General features: G+C 61.3%; 15 protein-coding genes. 9 read left to right on the forward strand and 6 right to left on the reverse strand.

The genetic code is table 11. The features are described 5' to 3' along the window. Positions 1-5 precede the first annotated feature (5 nt). Positions 6-1,295 carry an acyl-CoA dehydrogenase family protein gene (locus tag QTI04_RS07570; protein ID WP_286614825.1) on the reverse strand — a complete coding sequence of 430 codons (1,290 nt, stop codon included), beginning with the start codon at positions 1,293-1,295 and terminating at the stop codon, positions 6-8. Between the two features lie 268 nt (positions 1,296-1,563). Here QTI04_RS07570 and QTI04_RS07575 point away from each other — a divergent pair, with 268 nt between their 5' ends. Next, positions 1,564-2,109: a hypothetical protein gene (locus QTI04_RS07575; protein ID WP_286614827.1), complete on the forward strand. Its 546-nt coding sequence runs from the start codon at positions 1,564-1,566 to the stop codon at positions 2,107-2,109. 457 nt (positions 2,110-2,566) lie between these two features. Here QTI04_RS07575 and QTI04_RS07580 read toward each other — a convergent pair whose 3' ends face one another. Continuing rightward, a complete protein-coding gene (locus QTI04_RS07580) occupies positions 2,567-3,523 on the reverse strand; it encodes a transporter (RefSeq protein ID WP_286614828.1) in 957 nt (318 codons plus the stop codon). Positions 3,524-3,577: 54 nt separating this feature from the next. After that, positions 3,578-3,949 (reverse strand): response regulator transcription factor, encoded by a 372-nt coding sequence (locus QTI04_RS07585; protein WP_286614829.1) that lies wholly within the window; start codon positions 3,947-3,949, stop codon positions 3,578-3,580. A 121-nt stretch (positions 3,950-4,070) separates the two neighbouring features. Here QTI04_RS07585 and QTI04_RS07590 point away from each other — a divergent pair, with 121 nt between their 5' ends. From QTI04_RS07590 to QTI04_RS07610, 5 genes are all read left to right on the forward strand, one after another. Continuing rightward, positions 4,071-4,403, forward strand: coding sequence for a hypothetical protein (locus QTI04_RS07590; protein ID WP_286614831.1), 333 nt, complete (start codon positions 4,071-4,073; stop codon positions 4,401-4,403). Positions 4,404-4,416: 13 nt separating this feature from the next. Continuing rightward, entirely contained in the window at positions 4,417-5,253 is an 837-nt protein-coding gene (locus tag QTI04_RS07595; protein ID WP_286614833.1) for a transporter, read from the forward strand. A gap of 55 nt (positions 5,254-5,308) precedes the next feature. Then, complete coding sequence (locus QTI04_RS07600) at positions 5,309-6,925, forward strand: DUF1254 domain-containing protein (protein ID WP_286614834.1); 1,617 nt, start codon at positions 5,309-5,311, stop codon at positions 6,923-6,925. A 39-nt stretch (positions 6,926-6,964) separates the two neighbouring features. Continuing rightward, entirely contained in the window at positions 6,965-8,479 is a 1,515-nt protein-coding gene (locus QTI04_RS07605) for a DUF1254 domain-containing protein (RefSeq protein WP_286614836.1), read from the forward strand. Positions 8,480-9,397: 918 nt separating this feature from the next. After that, entirely contained in the window at positions 9,398-10,264 is an 867-nt protein-coding gene (locus tag QTI04_RS07610; protein WP_286614838.1) for an alpha/beta fold hydrolase, read from the forward strand. Positions 10,265-10,375: 111 nt separating this feature from the next. Here the strand turns inward: QTI04_RS07610 and yidD are convergent, their stop codons facing one another. The 3 genes from yidD to QTI04_RS07620 all read right to left on the reverse strand — a co-directional run bounded on the left by yidD (position 10,376) and on the right by QTI04_RS07620 (position 12,503). Beyond that, on the reverse strand, positions 10,376-10,558 hold the full coding sequence (gene yidD, locus QTI04_RS34275) for a membrane protein insertion efficiency factor YidD (protein WP_369292796.1): 183 nt from the start codon (positions 10,556-10,558) through the stop codon (positions 10,376-10,378). Positions 10,559-10,775: 217 nt separating this feature from the next. Continuing rightward, positions 10,776-11,009 carry a BPSL0761 family protein gene (locus QTI04_RS07615; protein WP_286614839.1) on the reverse strand — a complete coding sequence of 78 codons (234 nt, stop codon included), beginning with the start codon at positions 11,007-11,009 and terminating at the stop codon, positions 10,776-10,778. A gap of 546 nt (positions 11,010-11,555) precedes the next feature. Then, complete coding sequence (locus QTI04_RS07620; protein WP_286614840.1) at positions 11,556-12,503, reverse strand: LysR family transcriptional regulator; 948 nt, start codon at positions 12,501-12,503, stop codon at positions 11,556-11,558. 507 nt (positions 12,504-13,010) lie between these two features. Here QTI04_RS07620 and QTI04_RS07625 point away from each other — a divergent pair. Genes QTI04_RS07625 through QTI04_RS07635 form a run of 3 tightly spaced genes read left to right on the forward strand, consistent with a single transcriptional unit; the run spans position 13,011 to position 17,408 of the window. Further along, the gene (locus QTI04_RS07625) at positions 13,011-13,874 is read left to right on the forward strand and encodes a TnsA endonuclease C-terminal domain-containing protein (RefSeq protein WP_286614841.1); all 864 of its coding nucleotides are present in this window, start codon (positions 13,011-13,013) and stop codon (positions 13,872-13,874) included. After that, positions 13,861-16,221 carry a hypothetical protein gene (locus QTI04_RS07630; protein ID WP_286614842.1) on the forward strand — a complete coding sequence of 787 codons (2,361 nt, stop codon included), beginning with the start codon at positions 13,861-13,863 and terminating at the stop codon, positions 16,219-16,221. The genes QTI04_RS07625 and QTI04_RS07630 overlap by 14 nt, the downstream gene beginning before the upstream one ends. Before the next feature lie 2 nt (positions 16,222-16,223). Next, the gene (locus QTI04_RS07635) at positions 16,224-17,408 is read left to right on the forward strand and encodes an AAA family ATPase (protein WP_286614843.1); all 1,185 of its coding nucleotides are present in this window, start codon (positions 16,224-16,226) and stop codon (positions 17,406-17,408) included. Positions 17,409-17,515 lie beyond the last annotated feature (107 nt).

Genomic DNA, 17,515 nt, shown 5'->3' on the forward strand with positions numbered 1-17,515 from the left:
GAGCCTCAGTTCTGAGTCCAGCCTTCTTCGTCGAACAGGCGGTGCGCCAGCAAGCCCAGACGCATGGTCAGGACGTTGTTCTCGCCGTCCTCGATCAGGGCCGCACGCGCATCGCGGAACAGCTTCTCGATCGGGTATTCGCGCGACGTGCCGAAGCCGCCGAAGAGTTGCAGGGCCTCGCTCGTGACCTTCATCGCTTCTTCCGTGACCGTGACCTTCGCCGAGGCGGTGACATACGGATGCGAGCACGGCGACAACCGCGCATAGGCGAGCGAGCGGCGCGCCACCGAGCGCGCGAGTTCCACGCGCCGCAGCATGTCGCCGAGCCGGAAGCGCGTGAGCTGATGATCGATCAGTCGCGCACCGCTCTGCTTGCGGTCATGGCAGTAGGCAAGTGCGTGTTCGAAGGCCGCGCGCGCGACGCCCGTGAAGACTTGCGACATGTGCGTGCCGGCAAAAGACCACGCCGAGGCGAAGTTGCCGTAGTAGTCATCCTTCAACGCGACCGCGAAGCGCTTGGGCACCTTGACGTTGTCGAAGTAGATTTCGCCTTGCGGCAATGCGCGTTGTCCGATCTTGTCGAGCGGCTTGCCGCGTGAGACACCGGGCAGGTCGAGCGGCACTACCATGGCGACACCGTGCGGACGGCCCTCGTCGTCATACAGCTCGCCGTCGCCGTAGTCGGCGTTCATGTAGACCAGCGCAACTTGCGCCGACGCGCCGTTGGACACCCACGACGAACACTGCCCGTTGATCACGATCTCGTCGGCGCCAACCTTGGCGAGCAGGTTGCCACGATTGAAAGGCACGCCCGGCGCACCGTCCTGCTTGGGATAGAGAGTCGTAATGTCGCTTCCCTTGTCAGGCTGCGTGACGATCCAGCAGCCGATCTTTCCCATCGAAAGTTCCACCAGTTCCTCGTTGCCGACGGCTTGGGCCATCTGCAGCGGAAAGCCGGCCGCACCGAGCGAAACGGCGAGGCCCGAGTCGCCCCAGCCGAGTTCTTCGCCGATAAGCGACTCGATGCGCACCGCAGTCTCCGGCGGGAACTGCGCGATCAGCGCGGGGTCGAGGTCGAGCTTGGCGAACTCGGAGAAGACGGTCCAGTAAGGCGAGGTAGGAGCGACGACCTGCTCCGCCGTCATGCGATCGAGTTCCTGCGAGATCGGCCGCATCACGTCGCGCGCGAAGCGATGCACGCTCTGCTGGATCGCAGCCTCTTCCTCTGTCAGCGGGGTCTCGAACCCGGTCATGCCGGCGGCGGGCAGCTTCACGTTGTCGTGCAGGTTGATCATGTCTTGTCTCCAATGTTCTCGGTGGGCACGGCTGTGCAGATGGGAAGCAAGTGTCCCGTCGGGCCGTCCCGCGCTCAATCACGGAAAGCCACCAATCTCCGTCCACGGAGAATTCACGGAAATCCGTGAATGCGTAGATGTGGCGCTGGAGAGTGGGGCAATTGCCGCTCGTCTACTGCCCGAAAGGGAAGGTGCGTCTTGACTTCGTTGGGCATATGCTGCCTCGCGGATCCACGTGAGAGCAGAAATGAACGATAGGAGGCATCACATGAGCAACGCGGCAATTGCAATGAACGACGACGTTCCCGTGACGCACACAGGGTTGGGATGGAAATTCATTCACTGGGGTCTGGGGCTCTTTGTCACCGGCTTCATCACTGGATTCATCCCGATCGCGCACTACATGCACGGCGCGCTGGCTGGAGACGTGGGTCCGGTCTTCTTGAAGAACATGACGTTGTGGTGGGGGTGTCCGGCGATCCTCGCCGAGCTAACGCTCAAGACAGGTGGCCTTGGCATGGCGGTCATCGGCCTGTGCTACCTGGCCGCGTCACGGCAGGGCTCGGCGACGGAAATTTCCAAGCACGAGCGCATTGCGCCCGCGCTCTGCTCGTATGGCCTGATCGCCGAACTGGTGGCGGCGGGGGCGGGCTATGCGATCTTCAACTACTTCTGGCCGAACTTCTTCTTCGAGCCCGTCCAGGCCGGAAAAAACACATGGCTGGCCTTGCAGGGGATCAGCATCGCCATCTTCGTGATCGGCCTGTTCTATGCGGTGGCCGGGGTCCGTAGGGCATCGGTTCAGACTCGATGACTCACACATCCCACCCTGTCGTGCGCGAGGGTAGTCCGAGGGAACAGCGGGCCATTGTCGGAACCGTCCGATCATCACGAGCACGGGTGATGATGGAACGGTTCTGGCAAGGTGGACTTTGGCGAGCGCTTGCCTGGGTGATCGGCACGCCCGCAGTCGCGTTCTGGATCTACTCTGGCATGCCGATGATTTGCCATTGAGGTGCATCGAGGAGAGGGCGTACCGGCCGCGATCAGCTTAGCGGCGCGGGGGTTCAGCGTGAGCAGATTGGGGGGAATCGTCCCCGACCACGAAGTACATGCCGGCCTTCAGGTCATCCAGGAGCCGGAAGGAAGCCCCTTGTCGACCACCCGGCCCGGTGACGCGGATGTCCATGTCTGCGGGCGTACGAACCACACGCGCACAGGGCCAGCAACAGCGAAGTGGCAAGACTTCTTCTCATGGCAAGCCAGGAAACTCACTTCCCAAGCGGAAGCACCACCGTGGCGAACACCGCATAGCCCGAAACGCGGTTCTGCGCCCAGAACTCGTAGTAGGCGCGCACGTTCGCGTACGCGGGCAAGCCGCCAACCTTGAACACGTAACCGACCTCCGGGCCGATGGCGGCGATGCGTGACTTGAACGGCCCCAACTTTGCTCCCGACCCACTGTCTCCGGTTAGTTGGTAATACACGTAGCCGGCAACCCCGACCTGCCAGTTGGCCGAGAGGAACTGCGACGCCGCCCAGTCCACGTGCGAGTCGATGCCGTTCTTGTACTTCGTGTCCGAGTTTTCCCAGTTGTAGGTGAAGCCGCCCACGATCGAGAACTCGCGTCCGGTCTGCGCGTCTAGGTAGGTATAGCCCCCACCGGCATCGAAGGCCGCATGCCCGATGCCGATGTTCGCCAGCCGCTTGCTATCGTAGGCACCCACAGGGATGTCGCCGGTCGCGTAGGTCATCCAGTTGTTCAGGCCCTCCGTCCACGCAATGCTCACCACCGGGTACAGGTCGGTAAATCCGTTGATCGTATCGCTGCGATTCAACTGCGTGCCGAAGGCAGCGGACGTGGAGATGTCCGCCTTCGTTCTGTTTCTTCCGTAGCCGAACCCCACGCCCATCGAGGCCTGGCCGCCCAGCCACTTTGTATCGGGCGCGTAGCTCGGCTGTGCGAGCAGCAGCGCCACATCTGAACTCACCCCGGCCGCCACGGTGTTGCCCCGGATCAGCGACTTACTGGCAGAGGCGCTTCCGCTGTAGCCATAGCCCATCATCGTGAACGACCAGCCGGGCGTGGCCGGCGTGGCCGAAAGGCTCGAGTACTGCCCCGAGAACCAGAATGGCACGCCGCCCTCGTCGGCTTGCGCGAGGACTGCGGTCAAGGACAACGCCGCGCCGAGGAGGCTGCGGATCGGGATCAGCGTGTGCGTTGTCATGAATCGTCGCGAAATGTATGTCTACGCCAAGATGCCGGTTGGTTTAGAAGACACTCACGGGACGACCCGCCGGATGGCGTCGAGGACATCGGCGCCGGGATCGTTCTTACGAAAGTAGGCTGCGCAGCCAGTTTCTTGCGCTGCGGCGCGGGTTTCCAGGTCATCGTGCGCGGTGATGAAGATGAAAGGCGTTTGAGCCCCTTCGGCGACCAGGCGCCGGGCCAGTTCGATGCCCGACATGCCTCCGAGTTGGACGTCGAGGATCAAGCAGTCGAAGCGGGGACGCTTGGTGTCGGCCAGGAAAGCCTCCGCGGAGTCGTAGGCGATCGGCTGCATTCCCGAAGCGCGCAGCAGCCGGCCCAGCGAACGGCAAAGGCTTTCATCGTCGTCGACCACTGCGACATAGATGGGCATGGTGGTGCTCATGGGCTTCCCCGGCACTCTCTGCGCCCTTGCGATCGCTGTCTACTGCCCATTAGGGAAGGTGCGCGTGAGCGCTTTTGTCCATATCCTTCCGGCCACATCCCTTTGATGTCTGGAGCATGCAGTGATCCGATTCGGTTTCATCGTTTTGTTCTTCGGGGCGATTGCGGCTGTTCTCCTCGTCCCGGGATGCTCCACACCCAATACAGGCAGCACCGGCATCGCGGCTTCCAACAACGCAGAGGCCAAGATCAGGAAGGTCGGATTCCTGACCGATCCCGGCAGGCTCAAGCCGACGCCCGGCGACGAAGGCATTCTGTGCTGGCTGCAACCCGGTGTGAAGTGGAGGAACGGCTACGTGAGTTCGTTCACCAGCTGGAGCTATGCGCGTGATGCTTTCAACAAGTGGTCCGAGGCCTTCGCACACAGATTCACCGCCTTGCGCGCTTCAACTTGATGGCGGAGGTTCCATGGGCACACAACGGCTCACGCATCGCATGCATCGTCGATGCCACTGGACCCTAGGCGCCTTGCTCTCTGGCCTGCTGGCAGTCCCAGCACACTCGCAGCAAAGCAACGAGGAACTCGCCAGGGCGGCGCAGAACCCGCTGGCCAGCCTGATCAGCGTGCCCTTTCAGCTGAACACCAACTTCGACACCGGGCCCATGGAGAAGACACAGAACGTGTTGAACATTCAGCCCGTGGTGCCGTTCAGTATCAACTCGGACTGGAACCTGATCTCGCGGACCATCTTGCCGCTGATCTGGCAGCCGGAATCGGTGCCTGGACAGGGATCGACATTCGGTCTCGGTGACATCCAGGTCAACGGCTTCCTGTCGCCCAAAAATTCCGGCGAGTGGATCTGGGGTGTCGGCGCGGTGGCGCAACTGCCCACGAACACCAATAGCGTCCTCGGCAATGACCGCTGGGGCCTGGGGCCCACGGCCGTCGTGCTGCACCTCGAGAAGGGGAGCCCTTGGGTCTTTGGCGCGCTCATCAACAACATCTGGTCGGTCAGCGGGTCCAGCACCGACCCGAAGTACAACCTGATGACGCTGCAGCCCTTCCTCAACTACAACTTCCCGGGTGGCTTCTATCTGACCTCCTCGCCCTTGATCACGGCGAACTGGGAAGCAGACAGCGGGCAGAAGTGGACGGTGCCGCTCGGCGGCGGTGTCGGCAAGATCGTGCGCTTCGGCAAGCTGCCGGTGAACCTTCAGGCTTCGGCCTACTACAACGTCGAGCGCCCCGACAACTCGCCGCGTTGGTCTCTACGGCTGCAAGCGCAGCTGATGTTTCCGAAGTGAGACCTCCATCGCCTATCGCTTCTTCGATCGATCACCAACCCAAAGGAGAGTGGAAATGAAAGTACGAACCTCGCCCATGTCATCTCTCGCGGCATTCGCCGCCCTGGCTTTGCCTTGCTTCTCATTCGGGCAGACGACCCCTGTTCCCGCAGCCATCAGCACGCCCGACAGGGTCGAGACGCGCATCGGGACACTGGAATTCAAGGACGGCGCGCCCAGCGCGGAAACCACGCGGAAGGCGTACGACAGCGTCGACTTTGCTCGCGGCATCAGCGCGTTCATGAACACCTTCTCGGGGGCATCGGCGTACGCGATGCGCGAAGGCTTCAAGAGTATCGGAGCCGAGGACAACACGGTTGTCATCTTCCCTGATCTCATGGACTCGAACTCGCTCTTTCTCACTGCCAATGCCGACACCATCTACACCATCGCGGTCCTCGATCTGACAAAGGGGCCGTTGGTCGTCGAGGTGCCACCACAGCAACTCGGAACTGTCAACGACTTGTGGTTCAGATGGGTCATTGACATTGGCGCTCCCGGTCCCGATCGAGGCCTTGGTGGAAAGTACCTGATCGTCCCGCCGGGTTACGAGGGACCGCTTCCGGACAACGGATTCTTCGTGGGGCGCTCGAAAACCACGCACGCCCTCTATGCGGTGCGCGCGTTCATGGAAAACAGCGATCCCAAACCTTCCGTCGCCAACATCAAGAACGGCCTGAAGATCTATCCCTACACACCAGGCGGATACGGCACCAGCATTGCCACGGCGATGGAAGGGAAGATCCGGCTCGCGGCCAACGCGCCCGTCCCGCCCACGAAGTTCTTCGAGGCAAGCGGAAAGTCTTTCAACACGATCCCGCCAAGCGACTACTCATACTTCGAGATGATCGACAAGCTGGTTCAACTGGAGCCGGCCACCTCGTTCGATCCCGAGGTGTTGGGCCAATTGGCGGCCATCGGGATCGTCAAGGGCAAGCCCTTCAAACCGGACGCCAGGATGCGGGCCATCCTGACCGACGCCGCTGCCGTGGGCAATGCCGCCGGACGATCACTGAACTGGCGCAGCGCCGAGTATCCCGGCTGGGCGTACTACCCCGGCTCGATGTGGGCCAGCATGCTGTGGCAAGGTGGTTTCACATTCGAGACGCCGCCGCCCGCGTTTGCCAACGGCAGCTTCAAGCCCGCGCCGCCGACCGGCGCGCGGACTCTCGACTCGCGAGCCGCGTTCTACTACGGCTACACGATGGACTCGCCGGGCATGATCATGAACGTGCCCAACGTCGGATCGCAGTACCTGATGGGCTTCACGGACGCCGACAAGAACGCGTTCGATGGCGGCAAGACCTACAAGGTGACCCTGCCACCGAAGATTCCGGCGGCCAGGTTCTGGTCGTTCACCGTCTACGACAATCAGTCGCGCTCCATGCTGCAGACGCCGCAGCGTTTCCCGCGCGCCGGAAGCCAGACATACCCGTCGCCGGCTGCCGTTGCGAATCCGGACGGCTCGACGACGGTTTATTTCGGACCCTCCAAGCCAGCAGCGGCAAAGGATGGCAACTGGATCCAGACAACCCCCGGCAAAGGCTGGTTCACGATCCTGCGCTTCTACAGCCCAGAAGAAAGCTTCTTCACCAAAGCCTGGCGGCCGAGCGAGGTCGAACTGGTTCGCTGAACCGGATCGCCGCTCGGTTTTCGATCAAAGGAGAACATCATGAAAAAGACGTTGTGGCGACTGGCCGTGCCGGGAATCGCTGTGGTGCAAGCCTTGCCCGGCTCGGGGGCGGCACGGGCACAGGTATCTTCTCAGACCCTCAAGTCGATCTCGATCGACGACAAGGTCAAGACACCGATCGGCACGCTGGACTTCTTCGACGGTGTGCCCACGGGCGCCACCGTCGAGAAGGTCTATGACAATCTCGATCGCACGCGTGGGCTCGGGGTCTATCTCGACAATGTCGGTGCCGTGTCGATCTACAGCGTTCTTGCGGGGCTGGCCGAGCAAGGCGCCAGTGCACCGAACAAGATTGCCTTGTTCCCGCAGTTGATGGATTCCCAGACGTTGGTCGTGACGGCCAACACGTCCACTCTGTACGCGTACTCCGGCACCGATCTGGCAAAGGATGGGCCGACGGTGATCGAGGTGCCGCCGGGAATGCTCGGCTTTCTCGACGATGCCTGGCAACGATACGTCGGCGACATCGGCGTCACGGGGCCCGACAAGGGCAAGGGCGGCAAGTACCTCGTGCTGCCACCGGGCTACACCGGCACCGTGCCAGATGGCTATTTCCTGCTCAAGCCGCGGACGAATAAGAATTTCCTCTTCCTGCGCGGCTCCATCAAGGACGGACTCAAGCCCGCTGTCGACAACATCACGTCCGGCCTGCGTGTGTACCCGCTGAAGGACGTAGCCAGGCCGGCGCCGACTCAGTTTGTCGATATGTCCGGCAAGCCGTTCAGCACATTGTTTCCCAATGACCTGGGCTACTTCGAGCGCCTGAACAGCATCATTCAGGAAGAACCGATCGATGCGATCGAACCGGCACAGCGCGGCGCGATCGAAGCGATCGGCATCATCAAGGGCAAACACTTCGCACCCAACGACCGGATGAAGAAGCTGCTGATCGAGGCCGCAACGATGGGCAATGCGACCAGCCGCGTCATCACTTACCACCCCCGCATCGATGGGGTGTTCATCTACCCCGATACCAACAGTGCCTGGTCGACCGCGTTCGCCAACAAGAACACCTCGTTCGAGGCGAACGGGGCCAAGAACTTCGACGCTGCTGTTCTGTTCTATTTCAATGCGGGCGGCGTGACGCCTGCCATGGCGTTAACCGTTCCTGGGGCGGGGTCCGACTACGCGCTGGCCTATCTGGACTCGAAGCAACAGGCGTTCAACGGTTCCAAGACCTACAAGCTTCACTTGCCTCCGAATGTGCCGGTGAACGACTTCTGGGCCCTCACGATGTATGACACGCAGACGCGCTCTCAGCTCCAGACCAGCCAGAAGTTCCCTACCGTCGGAAGCCAGACCGAGGGGATCGAGAAGAACTCGGATGGCTCCTATGACATCTATTTCGCGCCGAACGCGCCAAAGGGCAAGGAAGGCAACTGGCTGCAGACGGTTCCGGGCAAGAGCTGGTTCGTGATCCTGCGCATGTACGGGCCGACGGAGCCATGGATCAATAAGACCTGGCGCCCGAGTGAAATCGCAATGGCCCCGTGATCCTCGGGCTCAGAAAGCCTCGGTGGCAAAAAGATAAACGGAGTTCGAGCTGCACCGAATGCGAGATCGAAGCGCAGGCTGATGCGCTGCGGTTCAAGCACGACGAAGCCGAAGCCGATCCCGCAGTCGACCGGCGCGCCGCTGGCCTTTAGATTGTCGAGGCGGTCGCGACGCATCGCGCGTCTGTGTTTTTCGATGAAACTGCTTCGGGGCGCTGAAGAGCCGCTTCCTGGTGCGAAGCGGTAGTTCACTCCTCAAAGTCGACAGTCCGCAGTGGGCCCAATTCTGTTGAAAAACTCGACTGGGCGACAAAGCTTGCGGACGCCCAAACGTCAACCACAGAGCGCGCGACTTGCATCGATGCTCATCAGAGCTGCGTAGAGGCACTCAGGCGAGTTTCGTGCTGCGGTTGGTCGCGCGGTACGTCGAGTGCACCTTCGATGCCCTATACGTAAAAGTCGAGTGGGTCGCCACGCCAAAATCGAGTTTTTCAACAGAATTGGCCCCAAAGCCGAAGTTCGCAATTCTCCGAAGCCGACGTAGTGGTGACGCGAAGGCGGACGTTGGGGTGATGGGGAAGCCGGGGAGCGGAATTCATCACCGAGAGTAAAGCCGGCCCACTGTTCGCATGCGGTGGGCAAGAGGCTGAGGCGTGATTCACGTAGGTTCGCCACATGCGAGAGGGTAGGTCCGCGCGATGACTCATGCTGTTGTCGCGGCGGCACCAATCGCAGTCTCTGCCGGCAACCGCGGCGAGAAGAATGGACATTCGAATCCTCGCTTCGTTGGTGTCTAAGTAGCACCAGCGTGATGCTCCCTGGCCATCTACCGGCTGGCGATTCGCCTCCATAGCATCGACGTCGCTGCGTCAGCGTTCGACCAGCAACTTCCATCTTCAAGCCGTAACACCCTCCTTCCATGAACCCCACTCGAGAAACCGCACGCGTCAACGGCGTGAGTCTGAACTACACCGTTGCCGGCCAAGGCGATCCCGTGCTGCTCTGGCATGGCTTTCCGGGCACCTCGCAGTCCTGGCACAAGGTCCTGCCCCTGCTGGCCCGGACGCACACGGTGATCGTGCCCGACATGCGCGGCTTCGGCGATTCGGACAAGCCGGCGCGAGGCTATGACGCACACACGCTGGTCGCGGACTTCCGCGAGCTCTTGCGCCATCTGGGCATCGGGCCGCTGCACATCGTGGCCCACGACATGGGCGCGCCGGCGGCGCTGGTCTGGGCCGGCCATCATCCCGACGAGGTCCGCACGCTGGCCTACCTGGACGAGCCCATCATCACCGGCGAATGCCTCGCGCGGCTGATGCAGTTCACGCCCGAAGGCACCGTACGGGGCGGCCTGTGGTGGTGGCCGCTGGCCTTCGCACCTGGGCTCGCGGAGACGCTGTTCGCCGATCACGAGCGCGAGGTGCTGACCTGGTTCTACGAGAACTACAGCGCCAACCCTGCCGCGATCGGGCAGGCGGCCTTCGACGAAACCATGCGCACTTTTGCCGCACCGGGCGGCGTGAGCGGCGTGCTGGGCGTCTACCGTGCGATCTTCGAAACGCAGGCGCAAACCGAGCGCTTCATGCGCGACAAGGTGCGCGTGCCGGTGCTCGCACTGGGCGGCGATGCGAGCTTCGGCGACAAGACGCGCGAGTTGCTGACGACCGTGGTCGAGAACGTCCAGGGCGGCGTGGTTGCGAACTGCGGGCACTTCATCCCCGAGGAACAGCCCGAAGAACTGGTGCGCCTGCTATCAGCGTTCTGGGCCAGCACTGCGCGCTAGCGTTCGTCGCTGGTCGACTCGCTCCGACCACTCAGCGATGGCCCTTCCGGAACCCCAGCACGCCGCTCACGATGGCGCGTACTGTCGCGCTGCTCGACTCTCTGCTTTCGTTCACAACCGCCGATGCCGAAGGTCTGCTGAGTGGCCGATGGCCGGGCCGGCCACCATCCCCAAGCGAGCAATCGCTCGCTTTGCGAACCGCGAACAGGAAGCTCTGCCCGTCCGCACTCGATGTGCGCATCCGAAGTCCTTGTATGGCGAGATGAATCGCTGGTATCCGTCAATGGCAGCTATCGAAGGTCTTCATTTGCCTCGTTGAACGTCTGCGCCGAGTGTCTGGTCCTGGCCGAGGGCTCTAGTGCGACAAGCTCACGCAGATGTCTGCATCGGGCACTTTGCCGAAGAATCGGATGGTCCCATCTCGCGACTGCTGAGCGCCGATCAGCCGACCTTTGAGCCCGCTCAGACGTACCGTTGCAGGTCGGCAGCGTTGGATCGTGAACTCCGCGAGCTAGCGCAGCGGTTCCTTGCTGATCCACGAACACACGGGGTCATCGCTCTCGACCGCCGCATCCAGTTGCCAAGGTTCGGGGTAGTGCCTGAGGATGCGATGAGCCAGCATCTTTAGCTCTGGCGGGACCGACCCACCCCAGAGCTGCTCATGCCTTTCGCTCGGGGACTTGAGGTCCCTTAGCAGTTCTCCCGCCCATTCCAAGGCCCTGCGTCTTTCATAGCCCACGGTCATGGTGTGCTTCCTTCTGGAGTTGATGTCGCCCTAGACCCTCGTCACCAGGATGGCCAGACAAATTCGTTCGAACTCTCCACTCGCTTCGCTGCCGGATCGAGCGTCGACGGGGAACACTCTGGAGCCCGCGGCGAAGTGCCTAGTCATTGGGCTCTGGACGGACCGTGGCCGCCTTGTCCTCGCCAACCACGACACCGATCGGTTACAAAAAACAGGCGCGAACTCAGGGGGCTCAAGCACGCCTTGCGAATCCAACCCTGGTGCATCACGCTAAGACTGCGTCTCAGAGGGGCGCTTCACAATCTTTGGGGTCTTGCTTCACGTTCCAAGCGCGCCTCGCTTCACGTTCTAATGTCGCTCCGCACAAGAAGCAAATCCCTCCTATGCGTTCCGAGTGGGTAGTAAGTGACCATGAAGAACGTCAGCCCGGCACGCGCCTGCTCGGAGGGACTTCTCGCGGGCCCTGCACCTCCCATCTGAAGCCCTGTCGACCATGCGGCACTACGCTGTAGCTCGGCTCTCGCCTGTTTGAGGGCGCGCGTCCCTTCACGCGGCAGATCTGCGCTTTCGGTCACGCTCCGAAATCCTCGCTTGCTCCCTTGCATCGACGGCGAGTTCTTCGGCTCGGTCGCAGCATGTCTTGACGAAATCAAGGAATCGCCTCGCGGGCGACCCCGGCTTCGCCGGTACTTGCGTAAACGCTCGCAGAACCCGTGGCGCAGGCGGCTTGATGCTCCATTTCGGATAGACGCGTACCAAATCTCCGGTCCGCAGCCTGGACTGAACGAGCCAGGTCGGCAGGAGGCCTATGGCCAGACCCTTGAGCACCACGTCCAGAGCAAATTTCGATGACTCGACTGAGCCGAGCGGTTTGAGGTCGATGGGCTCCCAATGGTCTGAGCGTCGGGAGACAAACGACCCACCATCACTCATCTGCCCGGGCAGCCAAAGGTATCTTTGATCCCTTAGAGCCTGGAAGTCCGAGGGTTGCGTCAGGGTTGAGGCGAGTTCCTCAGACGCCACGAACACGGTTTTCTCGACGCCCAACATGCGCACAATACCCGAGGGCGGATTCGAGAATCCAATGGTCACATCCGCCGCGTCATCGCCGGGGCGCGCCCCCGAATCCTCGGTCAAAAACTGGATATCTAAGCCGCTGACGGCGCTGTTGGATTCACTGATCCAAGGCTCTAGCAATCCCGACTGCATCCCCGCCGGACATCGCACGGTCAGCGGAGCATCAATGAGTCCGGCAGGTTCTGCGCCAGCAGACAGGAGCTCGCGAATGTCCTGAAGAATCAGCGCTGCTCGTCTGAAGCATGCCTCCCCCTCCGCAGTGAGAGTACAACCAGTGGCTGTACGACTGATCAGCTCGACGGCGTAGCGTGCCTGGAACTCCTTCATCCGCCGGGTGACGGTTGGCGGCGATTTGCCGAGCTCGCGTGCCGCAGCAACAAAGCTGCCCTGCCGAGCGACTTCGACGAACACGGTCATTTCCTCGTGTAGATCCACGCGATTCCCCCAAAGTCACCATGCACTTTGCCACCGGCTTGGCAACTCGATGTAACAAGTCGCTCGACTCTCAGCGAAAAAGTTCCCTGATGACCCGTCGCATTGCCTCGTTTCTTGTCACTTTTTTTCTGCGCGTCATAGGCGAGCAATCACGCGTCCCAACCGCCAGATGGCCTTTCGCAACTGGCACATCCAAGCCTGTTTCATTTCCCGGAAGCTGATGTAACAGCGACTTGGAGCAAACCCTCATTTCCATTTGAGTTTCGGAAAGTGAAAACCGTCTCCCCGGCCGCCGACTTCCGAGCGTGCTGATCACTCAACAGGAGATTCGCCATGCCCCGTTCCCGCGCTCGCTCAAGCGCCCTCATCAGGCTGCCCGACAGGCCCACAACCATCGCGAACCATCCACGCATGAGCCCCTTCCACCACACTGATGAAAATCAGCTCAGTCGCGCGGCACACAAACTGAATTGCCCGAGGAGGTAGTTCATGGGCCGCCGAGTTCCCAAATGGACCCAAAAGAAGCTGGACGAGCGCATCGCGCAGGGGTACGGACAAGGGCGCGGCAAGGCCTACAAACCTTGGCTGCATCTAGGCGACATCTCCTCCAAGGGAGTGACTACCAGGATGTGGTCGCCGAAGACCGAGCGCATGCACACCTTTTTCTCGAATGTCGAGAAGTGCGCCTTCTTAGTAGCGGAATTCAGGCCTGACTTCGAGGACTACCTCGAACAAGTCCCGATGGAGCGCGAAATCACCCTGGATGTCGCCCGCAAGCTCCGGATGTCGCATCCCCGCTACTGGGGCACCAAGATTGTCGCCGTACTAACCAACGACGGTCTGCTGTTCACGTCCGGCAAGCCGCCTCAGCTCATTGACTGCAAGCACTCAATGACAGAAGAGACGCGGCGCGTCAAAGAGCACTACGCCTTGCGGCATGAGTACGCCCTTCGCAAAGGCTTCTCCATCAGGCACGTCACAGACGCGAGCTACCCGTGGCAGCTGATTCACAACCTCCAGTGGATTCGCATGAGCGTGCTGCAGCGCAACTACATGCGCACTCCCGAGTATGAAATTGAGGTCTGCTGCACGCGGCTGTTCAACGAGCTTGAGAACGCCATTGAAGGTAGCTCCCGCCAGCCGCTAAGGGAGTTCCTCAGCGAACACGACACCAGGCGCGGCTACGCGCCGGGACTGAGCGTCTTCGCCATGCGCCGGCTGATGTGGTTTCACCACCTCAGCTTCGACACGACCGTCTACTTCCATCTCATTTTGCGCGGGCCAGTCAGCGCCCTCAGCACGCACGCCCCTGAACCCTTTGAATTGCCGGAGGTCGAATATGAGCAGGCTTGAACTCTCTCAGACCGACTCACCTGCGAAGCCCGAATCACAATCCCACGCGGACTTCGCTCCAGTCACCACTCTCCCCTTCATTCCAGCACGCAACGACGTCTACATTGACCGCCATGGAGCCAAACGCCGGCTCGTTTTCCTCGAGCGGGAAAGCCCAGGAAACCGCAGTGAGGTGCTCGCATTCCTCATCGACTTGGGCCCGCGTTCTCGGCACTGCCTGCCGTACGCAATACCTCGCCTCGAACTCTTCGCACGATTGCAGAACGACTGGCAAAAGCTCGCCCCGGCTCTCTCGCCCGGAGAACTGCCACAGCGCAAAAAGACGTCAGACAAGGCTTCCGCAGAGATCGCCCGCAGATGGAAGGCCCTGACCAGGATTTTCACCGCCGACGAGTGCCCCGAACTCGCGGGCCGCTGCATGGTCGACGATGCCCGCTTTCTCTACAAGCAAGGGCGCAAGAAGCTTGCTCTGACATACCAGAATGCACTTGAAATCACCGCCAAAACCCTCATGGGCTGGCTCGTGCGCTATTGGCGGGGAGGTATGAACCGCGACGCGCTGCGGCCCGACTTCGACTGCCGCGGGGAGGACCTTCAGCAGTTGCTGGAGGACGCAGTGCTCGCCCGCAAGGCACCGGGTCGTGTAAGGGATGACGGGCAGCCTACGTTTCGCCTCAGCGCCATCTCGAAAAAACACATCCTGGAAGCAGTCAAGCTGCTCGACGCTGACAAGCGAGTGACAGTTAGGCGGGCCTACAAGGAGTGCTGCAAGACCCACTGGAGTACGGTCGACGCCGAGGGCAGCGTACAGCTGCTACCCGTTGGGCAAATGCCTAGCTTTCAGCAGTTCTACAGGCTGCTACGCAAGAACCTGCCGCTCTATTACATGCTTTTCAGACAGGCGGGGCCGGGGCACGTCTTCAACAACTTGGCGGGTAGGACCGGATCCGCGCTCCAGGAGGCTGTCTGCGCAGGTCACCAGTACGAAGTGGACTCAACGCAAGCAGACATCTATCTCGTAGCGGAGAAGAACACCAACAAGATCATCGGGAAGCCCACTCTGTACTTCATCATCGACCGCTTCAGCAAGCTGGTCGTGGGGTGGCATGCCACGCTGGACGCACCGTCTTGGCACGGCGCGTGCGAGGCATTCCTGTCCATCTTTGAGGACCCGGAAGACTTGGCCAAGGAACTGGGCGTCAAGTTCCGCGGACGCGCCGCGCACCCCGCGGTTGCGCTTGCTCCTTGCGAGCTGATTGCGGACCGCGGCAGTGAGTACGTGGGGGTGATGAGCGACCACCTCACCAAGGGCATCCGAGTTTCCGTTGTGAACCTGCCTGCCCACATGTGCAGCAGCAAGGGACAGGTGGAGTGCCTCTTCATGCAGAACCACGTCACGCTGCGCGACGTGGCACCGGGCTATCAGCCGCCCGCAGAGGCGCTGAAACGAGTCGGCGCCGACTACCAACACGATGCGGAGTGGACACTTGACGAGTTCCGCGCGCAGGTTATGGAGTTCGTGTACCTCCATAACCTAAAGATGCACGAGAAGCTGCGGATGCGCCCGCATGCAATTGAAGACGGCTATCGCCTCATCCCTGTGGAAGTCTTCACTAGGGACGCGCAAGAGTCCGGGACGATGTGCACGGCTCTGGACCCGGTCGACGTCTATTGGGAGCTTCTGGCCAACAAGCGTGCTGTTGTCACCAACGCCGGCGTGGTTCTGCACGGCCTGCACTTCAGCTGCCCTGAAATTGAGCAGCGGGACTGGCTGGTGAAGGCAGGAATCAGGCGATTCCGGGTGGAGGTCAAGTACGACCGACGCCTGACGGACCGCATCTTCATCCTCAATCCTCAAATCCCCGGCACCTTCTTCACTGCCACGCTCACACCTGCCTACGAGATGTACGGCAGGCGCTCCTTTGCTGAAGCACAGCGCGTGTTGCGCATCGTCAAGGAGCAGGCTGCGCAAGCCGAGAGGTACAACCTCCAGCTCGAGATTCAGCTTGAGTTCGACAGGCGTCAGCGCATCGAGCGCTCGCACAAGCTGGCGATGGAGGCCATCAACCGTGCCAAGAACCTAGGCATCTCACGCACCTCTGGCGGTGTCGAGATTCGTGAGGAGGAAACGCGGGAGCGCTCCGTGGCCCTCGCCGAGAAGCGGCAGCAGGCTCTAACTGGCGCCAAGGATAGCGACAAAACCAATAAGGCCCACGAGCAGGAGCAGCCGCAGCAGCCCCCAGCACCCGCTGTTGTGGCTGCTCACATCGGTGATGCCAGCGAGGAAAACCTGGATCACATCATCATCAAAGACCCACTCAGGGCACTGCGCAGCAAGGGGCACTAGCCATGGCACAAATCATCAACCACGTGGCGCAGAAGTTTGCCTTCGTTGTGGCGAAGCTGCGCAAGCTGCGAGGCCGATTTGCCAACAACGTCCTTGTGCGCGCATTGCCACCGCTGCCCAAACCGGAGGCGCTGAAACAGCGCCTGCAGGTTCTTCCCAAGTTCTCGGTTGCGACGCGCAAGCTTAGCGCGCACGAAAGGCGCCTGAGGCTGCGGGCCTTGTCGCGGTTCTTCCTTGCCCTGCCCAACGTCTGTGAACTCGCTGAGTTCATCTACTCGGAAATTTGCGAGGGCTACGTAGGCAGGGAGCCGAACTCCCCCGCTGCCAATCGCCGCATGCAGTCGGAGTACTTGAGGGGCCGTGTGGAGAGGACAACCTCTGATGGGGGCCTCGCGCATAACTTGTGCTCAGCTCTCATTGGGATTCCCGGCGCAGGAAAGACATTTGCCATCCGCCAAATTGCCAGGCTCTTTCCACCCATCATTTACCACGAGGAATTCAACCTGTGGCAAATCCCCCTCCTGTTCGTTCAGACGCCGTACAAGAACAACACCGGCGAGAACCTGGCGCGAGCCATCATTGCGGCCATAGCGCGCCTGTATCCCCCGGGAGACTACGTAAAGCTCTATTTGGAGGGAGGCTACTCCGAGCTGGCGCTGGTCGGCGTGGCCAAGCGCCTCCTAGAGTGCCACAGAGTCGGCATTCTCATTGTCGATGAGGCGCAAAAGTCCGGCGCTCCGCCCATCGAAGACTATGACGGCGGGCAGATCGGGGTCAGCAAACCCAGCAAAGGTACTGAGAAGTGGGCTGCAGGCATCCTCTTCGAGGCCTCCACCGACATGAGCGTGCCGCTGTTGCTCGTGGCGACCTCCGACATCGAGGTCGCCCTCGGGCGGCGCCTGGCCACATTGCGAAGGCAATTCGGCAATGGCCTTCCGCACTGGGACCCGCTGGATGTTCTCGTCGTCGATGGCCAACCTTCAGACTACGACCTGTACATGAACGCACTTTGGCGCTACATGTTGCTGCGACAGCCGCCTGAGTACAGCGTGGCGTTCCGCAACGTCTTCCACTACTACACCTTCGGCATCCCGGACTTCATCCTCAAGCTGTTCTACGTGGTGCAGTGGCGCGCCCTGCAGGCAGGCAAAGAGACATTCACGGTCGCAGATGTCCACAGAATGTAAGCGCTCAATAAACCACGTCCTTGCGGCGGCCGCCATGGACCATGAAGCTACGTTCCCATGTACAGCAACATGGGAACGTGATGTCAGAGTGGTTGTCGGAGTTGGGC

It is taken from the genome of Variovorax sp. J22R115, from assembly GCF_030317005.1.
Classification (GTDB): domain Bacteria; phylum Pseudomonadota; class Gammaproteobacteria; order Burkholderiales; family Burkholderiaceae_C; genus Variovorax.

Coding starts and splice junctions, on each gene's coding strand:
- QTI04_RS07570 (WP_286614825.1), bottom strand. CDS start 1,295: ATGATCAACCTGCACGACAACGTGAAGCTGCCCGCCGCCGGCATGACC.
- QTI04_RS07575 (WP_286614827.1), top strand. CDS start 1,564: ATGAGCAACGCGGCAATTGCAATGAACGACGACGTTCCCGTGACGCAC.
- QTI04_RS07580 (WP_286614828.1), bottom strand. CDS start 3,523: ATGACAACGCACACGCTGATCCCGATCCGCAGCCTCCTCGGCGCGGCG.
- QTI04_RS07585 (WP_286614829.1), bottom strand. CDS start 3,949: ATGAGCACCACCATGCCCATCTATGTCGCAGTGGTCGACGACGATGAA.
- QTI04_RS07595 (WP_286614833.1), top strand. CDS start 4,417: ATGGGCACACAACGGCTCACGCATCGCATGCATCGTCGATGCCACTGG.
- QTI04_RS07600 (WP_286614834.1), top strand. CDS start 5,309: ATGAAAGTACGAACCTCGCCCATGTCATCTCTCGCGGCATTCGCCGCC.
- QTI04_RS07605 (WP_286614836.1), top strand. CDS start 6,965: ATGAAAAAGACGTTGTGGCGACTGGCCGTGCCGGGAATCGCTGTGGTG.
- QTI04_RS07610 (WP_286614838.1), top strand. CDS start 9,398: ATGAACCCCACTCGAGAAACCGCACGCGTCAACGGCGTGAGTCTGAAC.
- QTI04_RS07615 (WP_286614839.1), bottom strand. CDS start 11,009: ATGACCGTGGGCTATGAAAGACGCAGGGCCTTGGAATGGGCGGGAGAA.
- QTI04_RS07620 (WP_286614840.1), bottom strand. CDS start 12,503: ATGACCGTGTTCGTCGAAGTCGCTCGGCAGGGCAGCTTTGTTGCTGCG.
- QTI04_RS07625 (WP_286614841.1), top strand. CDS start 13,011: ATGGGCCGCCGAGTTCCCAAATGGACCCAAAAGAAGCTGGACGAGCGC.
- QTI04_RS07630 (WP_286614842.1), top strand. CDS start 13,861: ATGAGCAGGCTTGAACTCTCTCAGACCGACTCACCTGCGAAGCCCGAA.
- QTI04_RS07635 (WP_286614843.1), top strand. CDS start 16,224: ATGGCACAAATCATCAACCACGTGGCGCAGAAGTTTGCCTTCGTTGTG.